The organism is Roseateles violae, from assembly GCF_030410485.1.
Lineage (GTDB): Bacteria > Pseudomonadota > Gammaproteobacteria > Burkholderiales > Burkholderiaceae_C > Roseateles_D > Roseateles_D violae.
Map to the genome: position 1 here is coordinate 709144 of NZ_JAUHHC010000002.1, position 12992 is coordinate 722135.

Genomic DNA, 12992 nt, shown 5'->3' on the forward strand with positions numbered 1-12992 from the left:
CGCAGCCCCGGTTACAGCCTGTCATCGCTGTCGCAGCGCTGCCGCAGCGGGCGGCCGCCCGGCCAAGCCCGACTAAGGGTTTGTGAGGACGACCTTGCCGACGACCTGGCGGCTGGCCATGCGGGCGAAGGCCTGCGGCAGCTGCGCGAGCGGCAGCACCTGATCCAGCACCGGCTTGATCTTGCCCTGGCCGTACCACTGCGCCAACTGGCCCAGCATCTCCGCATTGCGGCGCGGCTCGCGGCGCGCGAACTCGCCCCAGAACACGCCGACCAGCGAGGCGCCCTTCAAGAGCGCCAGGTTCAGCGGCAGCGCCGGGATCTCACCCTGGGCGAAACCGACGACCAGATAGCGGCCGCGCCAGGCGATCGAGCGGAAGGCCGGCTCGGCCAGATCGCCGCCGACCGGGTCGTAGATCACGTCGGGGCCCTTGCCCTCGGTCAGCGTCTTCAACTCCTCGCGCAGATTGCCGCTGGCGTAATTGATCGTCGCATCGGCGCCGATCTCGCGGCAGCGCGCGCATTTCTCGTCCGAGGAGGCGGCGGCGATCACCTTCGCGCCCGCCGCCTTGGCGATCTGGATCGCCGCCGTGCCGACGCCGCCGGCCGCGCCGAGGATCAGCACCGTCTCGCCCGGCTGCAGCGCCGCGCGGTCGAGCAGCGCGTGGTGGCTGGTGGCATAGGTGCAGATGAAGGCGGCCGCGTCCTCGAAGGCAAAGCCGGGCGGCAGCGGCATCGCCAGCGCGGCCGGGATGCAGGCATGGCTGCCAAAGCCGCCGGTGCCGGCGAAGGCGGCCACCGCATCGCCGGCCTTGAGGCCCTTGACGCCCTCGCCGACCGCCTCGACGACGCCGGCGAACTCGGTGCCCGGCACGAAGGGCAGCGGCGGCTTCATTTGGTACTTGTTCTGGATGATCAGCAGATCGGGGAAGTTCAGGCTGGCCGCCTTGATCGCGACGCGGACCTGGCCGGCGGCCGGTTCCGGCGTCGGCAGCTCCTTCCAGACCAGGGCCTCGACGCCCACCGGGTTTTCGCAAAGCCAAGCATTCATAGCAGTCCCTTCAAAAGTCGGCCGCATGATAGGCAGGGAGGCGGGCGGCACGGGTCGCCGAGGTGACGCGATGCCTACAATCGCCCCATGCGTATATTGATCGCCAATGATGACGGATATCTGGCGCCGGGCCTGGCCGCGCTGGTGCGTGCCTGCGAGGGCCTGGGCCAGATCGATGTGATCGCGCCGGAGCAGAATGCCAGCGGCACCTCGAACTCGCTGACCCTGGGCCGGCCACTGTCGGTCTACACGGCGGCCAACGGCTTCCGCTATGTGAACGGCACGCCCTCCGACTCGGTCCATCTGGCCCTGACCGGCCTGCTCGACTACAAGCCCGATCTGGTGCTCTCGGGCATCAACAATGGCGCCAATATGGGCGACGACACGCTGTACTCGGGCACGGTGGCTGCCGCCACCGAGGGCTATCTGTTCGGCATCCCCTCGATCGCGTTTTCGCAGGTGGAGAAGGGCTGGGGCCAGCTCGATGCCGCCGCGGCGCTGGCGCGCCAGCTGGTCGAACAGGTGATCGCCGGCGGCCTGGGCCAGGCCTTCCTGCTGAACGTCAACATCCCCAACCGCGCCGATGCGGCGAGCCTGCCGCGGCGCATCACGCGCCTGGGCCGGCGCCATGCCAGCGAGCCGGTGATCCGCCAGCAAAGCCCGCGCGGCGAGACCATCTACTGGATCGGCCCGGCCGGCGACGCGCGCGAGGCGGGCGAGGGCACCGATTTCCATGCCACCGCCCAGGGTCAGGTCTCGATCACGCCGCTGCAAGTGGACCTGACCGACCATGCCGGCCTGGCCGGCTGGGGCAGCAGGCTGGGCCTGGCGCCATGAGCGACGAGGCCCAGGGCCGGCCGCGCCGCTTCCCGCTGCCGCTGGACAAGCTCGGCGGCGCCAAGGCCGGAGCGACGCGCGAGCTGCTGATGCCGCAGCGCCATCTGCGCGAGGCCGCCGCCGATGCGGCGCGCCAGGCGGCGCCCAGCGGCCTGGGCCTGGACTCGGCCCAGGTGCGCCAGCGCATGGTGCAGCGCCTGCGCCGCGAGGGGCTGGCCGACGAGCGTGTGCTGCAGGCGCTGGCGACGGTGCCGCGGCACGAGTTCGTCGACAGCGCGCTGGCGATCCAGGCCTACGAGGACACCAGCCTGCCGATCGGCCATGGGCAGACCATCTCCAAGCCCTCGGTGGTCGGCCGCATGATCGCGATGCTGTTCGGCGGCGCGACGGCCAGCCGCCAGGGCCAACTGGGCCGGGTGCTGGAGATCGGCACCGGCTGCGGCTACCAGGCGGCGGTGCTGGCCCTGCTGGCCAAGCAGGTCGTATCGATCGAGCGGCTCAAGCCGCTGCACGACAAGGCAAGGCAGAACCTGGCCCAGCGCCGCCACCACCATGTGCGGCTGATTTATGGCGATGGGCGGCTGGGCCATGCGCCGGCCGCGCCCTTCGACAGCATCATCGCGGCGGCCGGCGGCGAGGACATCCCGGCGGCCTGGCTGGCGCAGCTGGCGCCCGGCGGACGGTTGGCCGCGCCGATGGCCGCAGCGGGCGGACGTGGCCAGGTGCTGGTCGTCATCGATCACCAGCTTGATGCCGGCGGCGCCAGCCGCTTTGTGCGCAGCGAACATGAAGCGGTGCTGTTCGTGCCCCTAAAATCGGGCGTCATGTAAGCCGGTGCCGGCGACACAATGGCCTGGCATCGAGTCAAACGACGGACTTCACAGCGACGCATGCAAATCCAATTCCTTCGCAAACCTGCCCGAGTCCTGCCGCTGATCGCCCTTGCTGCGCTGCTGGCCGGCTGCGGCTCGACGCCCCACCGTGCCGCGCCGGTCGAGGAGCGTCCGGTGGGCGCCGCCAAGGCCAATAGCGCCACGGCCGCCGCCGGCGCGGCCTCCAGCCCGGGCGCCGAGGCCAAGCCGCTGCCCGGCGCCGAGAACGCCGGCAAGCCTGGCTACTACACGGTCAAGCCCGGTGACACGCTGATTCGCATCGCGCTGGACAACGGCCAGAACTGGCGCGATCTGGTCAAGTGGAACAATCTCGAGAACCCCAACGTGATCGAGAAGGGACAGGTCTTGCGAGTCGTGCAGCCCGGCGTCGATGCCGGTGCCGTCTCGACCCGTCCGGTGACGACGGCCAAGGTCGAGAGCCGGCCGCTGGACAGCAAACCGACCAGCTCGGCGCCCGGCACCTCCGCCCCGGCCAGTGGCGCCAGCGCGGCGAATTCGGCCAGCGTCGCCGCCGTCACGCCGGCCGCCACCGCGCCGCGCGATGCCGAGGACGAGCCGGTCTGGGGCTGGCCGGCCGCCGGCAATGTGACCGCCGGTTTCGACGAGCAGCGCAACAAGGGCCTGGCCTTCAGCGGCAAGGTCGGCGACCCGGTGCTGGCCGCGGCCGATGGCCGCGTTGTTTATGCCGGTTCGGGCTTGCGTGGCTATGGCAATCTGGTCATCATCAAGCACAACGCCACCTATTTGACGGCCTATGCGCACAACCAGACCTTGCTGGTCAAGGACGACCAGGTCGTGCGCAAGGGTCAGAAGATTGCCGAAATGGGCTCCAGCGACGCAGACCAGGTCAAGCTGCACTTCGAAGTGCGCAAGCAGGGCAAGCCGGTTGACCCGGCCAAGCTCTTGCCGGCTCGCTAGCGCGTCATCGGGCTCAGCCAGTTCACGCCATGAAACGCGCTGCGCCCAAAGCTCCGACATCATCGCCCGCGCCGCCGCTGGTGGCGCTGCTGCAGCAGCCGCCCGAGGAGCTGATGCTGGGCGGCGCCGGGGATGCCGAGTCGCCCCAGATCGATGATGAGCTGCCGGCCGCGACGAACGGCAGCGGCAACCATGCCGGCGAGATCGAGCTCGGCAATGCGCTGCAGGCCTATCTGCGCGACATCCGCCGCACGCCGCTCCTGAGCCCGCAGCAGGAGTTCGACACCGCGGTGCGCGCACGCGCCGGCAGCTTCGAGGCGCGCCAGGCGATGATCGAGCACAACCTGCGCCTGGTGGTCAGCATCGCCAAGAACTACCTCGGCCGCGGCCTGCCGATGAGCGATCTGATCGAGGAGGGCAATCTCGGCCTGATGCATGCGATCGGCAAGTTCGAGCCCGAGCGCGGCTTCCGCTTCTCGACCTATGCGAGTTGGTGGATACGCCAGAGCATCGAGCGAGCGCTGATGCACCAGGCGCGGCTGGTACGTTTGCCGGTGCATATCGTGCGCGAGCTGAACCATGTGCTGAAGGCGCGCCGCGCGCTGGAGGCGCTGCAGAGCCAGAACGGCGCCGAGGGTCAGGTCCGCGCCGAGGACATCGCCGCCGCGCTGGGCCGGCCGCTGGCCGAGGTGGCCGAACTGCTGGCCTATGCCGAGCTGCCAAGCTCGCTCGATTCGCCGGTCGATCGCAATACCGAGGGCGGCGAGTCGATGATGGACCTGGTCGCCGACGAGCATGCGATCGACCCGCTGGGCCTGCGCCTGAGCCATGAGCTGGAAGAACTGCTCGGCCATGGGCTGGCCGCCCTGAACGAGCGCGAGCGCGAGGTGCTGGCCGGCCGCTACGGCTTGGCCGATCGCGAGCCGGAGACGCTGGACGTGCTGGCGATCCGCCTGGGCCTGACCCGCGAGCGCATCCGCCAGATCCAGATCGAGGCGCTGGCCAAGCTCAAGCGCAACATGATGCGGCACGGGATCGACCGGGATTCGATCTTTTAAAGGTGTCCCGCCGCCCTGGGATAATCGGGCGATGACTCAAGTTTCGGAATGGCTGAAGGTCGAATCGATCGACCTCGAGGCGCAGGGCATTGCCCACAACAGCGACGGCAAGGTAGTGTTCATCGAGGGCGGCTTGCCCGGCGAAGAGGTCCAGGTGGCCGTCGGCCGCAAGAAGAACAACTGGGAGCAGGGCGTCATGACGGCGATGCGGCGGGAGAGCTCGCAGCGCGTCGCCCGGCCGGCCTGTCCGCATTTCGGCCTGCATGCCGGCGCCTGCGGCGGCTGCAAGATGCAGCATCTGCACCCGGGCGCCCAGGTCGCCGTCAAGCAGCGCGTCGTCGAGGACAACCTCTGGCACCTCGGCAAGGTCAGGCCCGAGATGCTGCTGCGCCCGATCGAGGGGCCGGCCTGGGGCTATCGCTACCGCGCGCGCTTCTCGGTCCGCTATGTGGCCAAGAAGGGTCAGGTGCTGATCGGCTTCCACGAGCGCAAGAGCCGCTATGTGGCCGATATGCTGGTCTGCAAGGTGGTGCCGCAGGCGGTCAGCGACATGCTCTTGCCGCTGCGCGAGCTGATCATGGGCATGGACGAGCGCGATCGCCTGCCGCAGATCGAGCTGGCGATGGGCCATATCGACAAGGACGGCGGCGCGGACACCGTGATCGCCCTGGTGTTGCGCCATCTGAACCCGCTGCCGGATGGGGACAAGGCCCGGCTGCGTGCGTTCGCTGCGGCGCATCCGGGCGTGCAATGGTGGCTGCAGCCCAAGGGCCCGGACACCGTCCACCTGCTCGATGCCGGCGGGCCTGAGCTGGCCTATTCGCTGCCCGAGTTCGGTGTGCTGATGCCCTTCAAGCCGACCGACTTCACTCAGGTCAATCCGCATATCAACACGGTGCTGGTCGGCCGCGCGCTGCGCCTCTTGCAGGTGCAGAAGCACGAGCGCGTGATCGACTGGTTCTGCGGTCTCGGCAACTTCACCCTGCCGCTGGCGACGCAGGCGCACGAGGTCTTGGGCATCGAAGGCAGCGAGACGCTGGTGCAGCGCTCGCGCGAGAACGCGCGGCGCAATGGCCTGGACGCCAAGACCAGCTTCGTCGCCCGCAATCTGTTCGAGATGACGCCGGAACTGCTGGCCGCCGATGGCGTCGCCGATAAATGGCTGGTCGACCCGCCACGAGAGGGCGCCTTCGCACTGGCCAAGGCGGTTGCCGACATCGCGCAGGATCCGAGTCTGGCGCCGGGCTGGACGCCGCCGAAGCGCATCGTCTACGTCAGCTGCAATCCGGCGACGCTGGCGCGCGACGCCGGGCTACTGGTCAACGTCGCCGGTTACCGCTGCACGGCGGCCAGCGCGGTCAATATGTTCCCGCATACCGCACATGTGGAGAGCATTGCGGTCTTCGAGCGCTGAAAGCCCCGCGGTTTTTGCCGTGGGGCTTCAGAGCAGGCTCATATCGCGCAGCGATGTGATGCTGGAACTAAAAGAGAAACGGGACCCGAGGGTCCCGTTCTCAGTGGAGTAGCGTAGCTTCAGTCGCGCTCGCCGCCGAAGATGCCGAGCAGGCTCAACAGGCTCTGGAACACGTTGTACAGGTCCAGATAGATCGCCAGCGTGGCCGAGATGTAGTTGGTCTCGCCACCGTCGAGCACGCGCTTGATGTCGAACAGCATGAAGGCCGAGAACACGGCCATCGCCAGCACCATGATGGTCAGCATCAGCGCCGAGGACTGCAGGAAGATGTTGGCGATGCCGGCCACCATCAGGATCACCGCGCCGACAAACAGGAACTTGCCCATGCTGGACAGGTCGCGCTTGATCACCGTCGCCAGACTGGCCATCGCGAAGAAGATCGCACCGGTGCCGCCGAAGGCCATCATGATCAGCTGGCTGCCATTCGAGAAGCCCAGCACCGCGGCCACGAGGCGCGACAGCATCAGGCCCATGAAGAAGGTGAAGGCCAGCAGGGCGATCACGCCGGTGCTGCTGTTCTTGGTCTTCTCGATCACGAACATCAGCCCGAAGGCGCCGGCGAAGAACAGCAGGGTGCTGGCGCCGACGCCCATGGTCGCCAGGATGCCGGTCGATACGCCGATCCAGGCGCCGAGCACCGTGGGCAGCATCGACAGGGCCAGCAGCCAGTAGGTATTGCGCAGCACGCGCTGGCGCTCGGCGGCGAGGCCGCTGCCGAGTACCTGGCCGTATTGGGTTTGCAAGCTTTCGTTCATTGATCGATTCCTCCGTTCAATCCATCGCGCTCCCTGGAGCGCTCGTGGTCGATTCTAGGGTGCCAGACGCGGCGCGACAGCTTTGCTTTCCCGTACAGCAATCGCGGCTTGGCTGACGATAAAGTGAGGCCTTCCACCCGATATTTCAACGCCATGAAGCAAAAACCCTATCTGGGCCTCGACGAGGTCAAACGTATCGCCGCCGCCGCCGAGGCGGAGGCCCTGGCCCATGGATGGGCCGTCAGCATCGCCATCGTCGACGACGGTGGCCATCTGCTGTGGCTGCAGCGCCTGGACGGCGCGGCCGCAATCTCGGCGCAGATTGCGCCGGCCAAGGCGCACACGGCCGCGCTGGGCCGGCGTGAGTCCAAGGTCTACGAGGACATGATCAACCAGGGCCGCACCTCCTTCCTCAGCGCGCCGGGCCTCTCCGGTCTGCTGGAGGGCGGGGTGCCCATCCTGGTGGACGGCGTCTGCGTGGGCGCCGTTGGCGTCAGCGGCGTCAAGTCCAGCGAGGATGCGCAGATCGCCCGCGCGGGCATCGCGGCCCTGGGCTGATCGCCAACGAGAGCCGGTATGGCCCTGTTCATCGGGCCGCCGGCTTACTGGGCTGGAAGCGGCGGCAAATGCGCGGCGGAAGTGCAGCAAATTGTTTGCGCAAATGGCTCCGTGATAACCCTGGTCGGTTATACTTAGTAGGTTTACCCGCAACCACCGCCTCCCCAGCGAAACTCCACCCGTTTCCACCACCGGACTCAGGCCCAGATCCGACCCGCAGGTCGCGATGGAGCAGAGCTGGGCGCGCGCACAATAACGGAGTCCCCCGTGCTGCCCGATCTGCTCTCATCCCCCAAAGCGATCCTTGCCCTGGCAGACGGCACGGTCTTCAAAGGCACCTCGATCGGCGCAGCCGGTCACACCGTCGGCGAGGTGGTGTTCAACACCGCGCTCACCGGCTACCAGGAAATCCTCACCGACCCGAGCTATTGCCGGCAGATCGTCACCCTGACGTATCCGCATATCGGCAACTACGGCGTCAATGACGAGGATGTCGAGGCGTCGAAGATCCATGCCGCCGGCCTGATCATCAAGGAAGCGCCCGTCCTGGACTCCAACTTCCGCAAGCACCGCACGCTGACCCAGTATCTGCGTGATGAAGGCTGCGTCGCGATCGCCGACATCGACACCCGCCGCCTGACCCGCCATCTGCGCACGACCGGCGCCCAGAACGGCTGCATCCTGTCCCTGGCGGACGGCGAGCCCATCACCGAGGCGCTGATCGCCGACGCGGTCGCCAAGGCCAAGGCCGGCGCCAGCATGGCCGGCCTGGACCTGGCCAAGGTCGTCAGCCGCACGGGCAGCGAGAGCTGGACCGAGACCGAGTGGACGCTGGGCGAGGGCTATGGCGCGCAGACAGCGCCCAAGTTCCACGTCGTCGCCTACGACTTCGGCGTCAAGAGCAATATCCTGCGCATGCTCGCCTCGCGCGGCTGCAAGATCACCGTCGTGCCGGCACAGACCCCTGCCAGCGCCGTCTTTGACCTGGAGCCGGACGGCGTCTTCCTGTCCAACGGCCCCGGCGATCCGGAGCCTTGCGATTACGCGATCAAGGCCACGGCCGAGCTGATCGAGGCCGGCATCCCGACCTTCGGCATCTGCCTGGGTCATCAGATCATGGCGCTGGCCTCGGGCGCCAAGACCTTCAAGATGAAGTTCGGCCACCACGGCGCCAACCACCCGGTCAAGGACCTGGACAACGGCCGCGTCTCGATCACCAGCCAGAACCACGGCTTCGCGGTTGATGCCGACTCTCTGCCGGCCAATCTGCGCCCGACGCACATCAGCCTGTTCGACGGCACCTTGCAAGGCCTGGCGCGCACCGACAAGCCGGCCTTCTGCTTCCAGGGCCACCCGGAGGCGAGCCCCGGCCCGCACGACATCGCCTATCTGTTCGACCGCTTCGTCGGCCTGATGGCCAAGGCCTGAGCGGGAAGGGCGCGGCAGTGTTCTTTGGCATCACCGACCTCGGCACCTTCGTCGCAGCAGCGCTGTTCATCATCCTGCTGCCCGGACCGAACTCGCTCTATGTGCTGTCGGTCGCCGCGCAGCGCGGCGTGCGCGCCGGCTACACGGCGGCGGGCGGCGTGTTCGTCGGCGACACGGTGCTGATGACGGCGGCGGCCGCCGGCGGCGCCTCGCTGCTGATGGCCAGCCCGCAGATCTTCTTCGTCGTGAAGATGGTCGGCGCTGTCTATCTGGGTTGGATCGGGCTGCAGCTGCTGCGCGGCGCGCTCAACAACTGGCGTGGCGAGGCTAAGACGGACGAGGCGCCGCGCGTCGTAGATGCGAACCAGCCCTTCCGCAAGGCCCTGGTCGTCAGCCTCTTGAACCCGAAGGCGATCGCCTTCCTGCTGTCCTTCTTCATCCAGTTCGTCGACCCGGCCTACGCGCATCCGGCGCTGACCTTCCTGATCCTGGGCAGCATTGTCCAGCTGCTCAGCTTTCTCTATCTCTCGACGCTGATCTTCGCCGGCGCCCGCCTGGCCGCGGCCTTCCGCGCGCGTCGTCGCCTGTCCAGCACCGCGAACGCGGGCGTGGGGGCGCTCTTCGTTGGATTCGGGGCCAAGCTGGCCTCGGCAACACTCTGACCGACCGATATGCCAAAACGTACTGATCTCCAAAGCATCCTCATCATCGGCGCCGGCCCGATCATCATCGGCCAGGCCTGCGAGTTCGACTACTCGGGCGCCCAGGCCTGCAAGGCGCTGCGCGAGGAGGGCTACAAGGTCATCCTGGTGAACAGCAATCCGGCGACGATCATGACCGACCCGGATACGGCCGACGTCACCTACATCGAGCCGATCACCTGGCAGGTGGTCGAGAAGATCATCGCCAAGGAGCGCCCGGACGCCATCCTGCCGACCATGGGCGGCCAGACGGCGCTGAACTGCGCGCTGGACCTGCATCGCCACGGCGTGCTGGACAAGTACAAGGTGGAGATGATCGGCGCCAACGAGCACGCGATCGAGAAGGCCGAGGACCGGCTAAAGTTCAAGGACGCGATGACCAAGATCGGCCTGGGCTCCGCGAAGTCCGGCATCGCGCACTCCATGGAAGAGGCGCTGGCCGTCCAGAAGAAGATCAAGGACGAGATCGGTGGCACCGGCTTCCCGATGGTGATCCGCCCCAGCTTCACGCTGGGCGGCACCGGCGGCGGCATCGCCTACAACCCGGAGGAGTTCGAGGAAATCTGCAAGCGCGGCCTCGACCTCTCGCCGACCAACGAGCTCTTGATCGAAGAATCGCTGATCGGCTGGAAGGAATACGAGATGGAAGTCGTGCGCGACCGCGCCGACAACTGCATCATCGTCTGCTCGATCGAGAACCTCGACCCGATGGGCGTGCACACCGGCGACTCGATCACCGTCGCGCCGGCGCAGACCTTGACCGACAAGGAATACCAGCTGCTGCGCAACGCCTCGATCGACATCCTGCGCGAGATCGGCGTCGACACCGGCGGCTCGAACGTGCAGTTCTCGATCAACCCGAAGGACGGCCGCATGGTCGTCATCGAGATGAACCCGCGCGTCTCGCGTTCGTCCGCCCTGGCTTCCAAGGCCACCGGCTTCCCGATCGCCAAGATCGCCGCCAAGCTGGCCGTCGGCTACACCCTGGACGAGCTGAAGAACGACATCACCGGCGGCATCACGCCGGCTTCGTTCGAGCCCTCGATCGACTACGTCGTCACCAAGATCCCGCGCTTCGCCTTCGAGAAGTTCCCGATGGCCGATTCGCGCCTGACGACGCAGATGAAGTCGGTCGGCGAGGTGATGGCCATGGGCCGGACCTTCCAGGAATCGTTCCAGAAGGCCTTGCGCGGCCTGGAGACCGGCATCGACGGCCTCACCGAGCGCTCGACTGACCGCGAGGAAATCGTGCAGGAGATCGGCGAGCCCGGCCCCGAGCGCATCCTCTTCGTCGCCGACGCCTTCCGCATCGGCATGAGCATGGACGAGGTCTTCGAGGAAACGGCGATCGACCCCTGGTTCCTGGCCCAGATCGAGCAGCTGGTGAAGATCGAGCAGAGCCTGGCCGGTCGCAACCTGGCGTCCCTGTCGACCGATGAACTGCGCCTCCTGAAGAAGAAGGGCTTCTCGGACAAGCGTCTGGCCAAGCTGCTGGGCACGAACCAGCACGAGGTCCGCGCCGCCCGCCACGCCCAGGGCGTGCGCCCGGTCTACAAGCGGGTGGACACCTGCGCGGCCGAGTTCGAGACGCAGACGGCGTACATGTACTCGACCTATGACGAGGAATGCGAGGCAGCGCCGACGAGCAAGAAGAAAATCATGGTGCTGGGCGGTGGCCCGAACCGGATCGGCCAGGGCATCGAGTTCGACTACTGCTGCGTGCACGCGGCGCTGGCGATGCGCGAGGACGGCTACGAGACCATCATGGTCAACTGCAATCCGGAGACCGTCTCGACCGACTACGACACCAGCGACCGCCTCTACTTCGAGCCGGTCACGCTGGAAGACGTGCTGGAGATCGTCGCGCTGGAGAAGCCGGCCGGCGTGATCGTCCAGTACGGCGGCCAGACGCCGCTGAAGCTGGCCCTGGACCTCGAGCGCGCCGGCGTTCCCATCATCGGCACGACGCCCGACTCGATCGACATCGCCGAGGACCGCGAGCGCTTCCAGAAGCTCTTGCACGAGCTGGGCCTGAAGCAGCCGCCGAACCGCACGGCGCGCACCGAAGAGCAGGCCGTGACGCTGGCCAACGAGATCGGCTATCCGCTGGTCGTGCGCCCGAGCTATGTCTTGGGCGGCCGGGCGATGGAGATCGTCCACGGCGACAAGGACCTCGAGCGCTATATGCGCGAGGCGGTGCGCGTGTCCGAGAAGTCGCCGGTTCTCTTGGACCGCTTCCTCGAGGATGCGGTCGAGGTCGATGCCGACGCGATCTGCGACGGCGAGACGGTGATGATCGGCGGCATCATGGAGCACATCGAGGCGGCCGGCATCCACAGCGGCGACTCGGCCTGCTCGCTGCCGCCCTACACGCTGTCCAAGGAGCTGCAGGACGAGCTGCGCCGCCAGACGGCCGCGATGGCCAAGGCGCTGAAGGTCGTCGGCCTGATGAATGTGCAGTTCGCGATCCAGGGTGACGTGACCGGCGGCCTCGACAAGGCCACCGTCTATGTGCTGGAAGTGAACCCGCGTGCCTCGCGCACGGTGCCCTTCGTCTCGAAGGCGACCGGTCAGCAGCTGGCCAAGATCGCCGCGCGCTGCATGGCGGGCGTCAAGCTGAAGGACCAGAAGGACCGCCTCGGCCGCGTGCCGGCCGAGGTCGTGCCGCCGTACTACAGCGTCAAGGAAGCCGTCTTCCCCTTCAACAAGTTCCCCGGCGTCGACCCGATCCTGAGCCCCGAAATGCGCTCGACCGGCGAGGTGATGGGCGCGGCCCGCACCTTCGGCGAGGCCATGCTGAAGAGCCAGCTCGGCGCCGGCTCGCGCCTGCCGCGCCAGGGCAATGTGCTGATCACGGTGAAGAACAGCGACAAGCCGCGTGCCGTCGCGGTGGCCCGCGATCTGCATGCGCTGGGCTTCGGCGTCGTCGCGACCAAGGGCACGGCGGCGGCAATTGCCGAGGTGGGCGTGCCGGTGACCGTGGTCAACAAGGTCAAGGATGGCCGCCCGCACATCGTCGACATGATCAAGGGCGGCGAGATCCAGCTGGTGTTCACGACCGTCGACGAGACCCGCACGGCGATCGCCGACAGCCGCCACATCCGCCAGTCGGCGCTGGCCAACCGCGTCACCTACTACACGACCATGGCCGGTTGCGAGGCCGCGGTCGAGGGCATGAAGCACCAGGACGGTCTGCTGGTGCAATCCCTGCAAGAGCTGCACGCCGAACTGAACTAAACTCGGACTATCCCATTCCGCCGCCGCGGTCCGGTTTTCCGGGTTGCAGCGGCGGAACTGTTTTTTGTGTGGCTCGAAGCGCC

At 67.5% G+C, this 12992-nt stretch carries 11 protein-coding genes; 9 read left to right on the forward strand and 2 right to left on the reverse strand.

Annotated features, from left to right (window positions below):
- Window positions 1-72 precede the first annotated feature (72 nt).
- A complete protein-coding gene (locus QWJ38_RS08770) occupies window positions 73-1050 on the reverse strand; it encodes an NADPH:quinone oxidoreductase family protein (RefSeq protein WP_290358670.1) in 978 nt (325 codons plus the stop codon).
- 87 nt (window positions 1051-1137) lie between these two features.
- Between QWJ38_RS08770 and surE the strand changes: the two genes are divergently transcribed.
- Genes surE through rlmD form a run of 5 tightly spaced genes read left to right on the forward strand, consistent with a single transcriptional unit; the run spans window position 1138 to window position 6170 of the window.
- Window positions 1138-1887, forward strand: coding sequence for a 5'/3'-nucleotidase SurE (gene surE / locus QWJ38_RS08775; RefSeq protein WP_290358671.1), 750 nt, complete (start codon window positions 1138-1140; stop codon window positions 1885-1887).
- Window positions 1884-2717: a protein-L-isoaspartate(D-aspartate) O-methyltransferase gene (locus QWJ38_RS08780; RefSeq protein WP_290358672.1), complete on the forward strand. Its 834-nt coding sequence runs from the start codon at window positions 1884-1886 to the stop codon at window positions 2715-2717. Before surE ends, QWJ38_RS08780 begins: the two co-directional genes overlap by 4 nt.
- A 60-nt stretch (window positions 2718-2777) precedes the next feature.
- On the forward strand, window positions 2778-3698 hold the full coding sequence (locus tag QWJ38_RS08785) for a peptidoglycan DD-metalloendopeptidase family protein (RefSeq protein WP_290358673.1): 921 nt from the start codon (window positions 2778-2780) through the stop codon (window positions 3696-3698).
- A 29-nt stretch (window positions 3699-3727) separates the two neighbouring features.
- Window positions 3728-4756 carry an RNA polymerase sigma factor RpoS gene (rpoS, locus tag QWJ38_RS08790; RefSeq protein ID WP_290358674.1) on the forward strand — a complete coding sequence of 343 codons (1029 nt, stop codon included), beginning with the start codon at window positions 3728-3730 and terminating at the stop codon, window positions 4754-4756.
- 31 nt (window positions 4757-4787) lie between these two features.
- A complete protein-coding gene (rlmD, locus tag QWJ38_RS08795; protein ID WP_290358675.1) occupies window positions 4788-6170 on the forward strand; it encodes a 23S rRNA (uracil(1939)-C(5))-methyltransferase RlmD in 1383 nt (460 codons plus the stop codon).
- A 119-nt stretch (window positions 6171-6289) separates the two neighbouring features.
- Here the strand turns inward: rlmD and QWJ38_RS08800 are convergent, their stop codons facing one another.
- Window positions 6290-6985: a Bax inhibitor-1/YccA family protein gene (locus QWJ38_RS08800; protein ID WP_290358676.1), complete on the reverse strand. Its 696-nt coding sequence runs from the start codon at window positions 6983-6985 to the stop codon at window positions 6290-6292.
- Between the two features lie 153 nt (window positions 6986-7138).
- On the opposite strand from QWJ38_RS08800, the gene QWJ38_RS08805 reads away from it, so the two are divergent.
- The 4 genes from QWJ38_RS08805 (at window position 7139) to carB (ending at window position 12909) form a co-directional block, all read left to right on the forward strand.
- The gene (locus tag QWJ38_RS08805) at window positions 7139-7543 is read left to right on the forward strand and encodes a GlcG/HbpS family heme-binding protein (protein ID WP_290358677.1); all 405 of its coding nucleotides are present in this window, start codon (window positions 7139-7141) and stop codon (window positions 7541-7543) included.
- A gap of 267 nt (window positions 7544-7810) precedes the next feature.
- Entirely contained in the window at window positions 7811-8971 is a 1161-nt protein-coding gene (gene carA / locus QWJ38_RS08810) for a glutamine-hydrolyzing carbamoyl-phosphate synthase small subunit (RefSeq protein WP_290358678.1), read from the forward strand.
- A 17-nt stretch (window positions 8972-8988) separates the two neighbouring features.
- Window positions 8989-9633 (forward strand): leucine efflux protein LeuE, encoded by a 645-nt coding sequence (leuE, locus tag QWJ38_RS08815; RefSeq protein ID WP_290358679.1) that lies wholly within the window; start codon window positions 8989-8991, stop codon window positions 9631-9633.
- Window positions 9634-9642: 9 nt separating this feature from the next.
- Window positions 9643-12909 carry a carbamoyl-phosphate synthase large subunit gene (carB, locus tag QWJ38_RS08820; protein WP_290358680.1) on the forward strand — a complete coding sequence of 1089 codons (3267 nt, stop codon included), beginning with the start codon at window positions 9643-9645 and terminating at the stop codon, window positions 12907-12909.
- The last annotated feature ends 83 nt before the right edge of the window (window positions 12910-12992 follow it).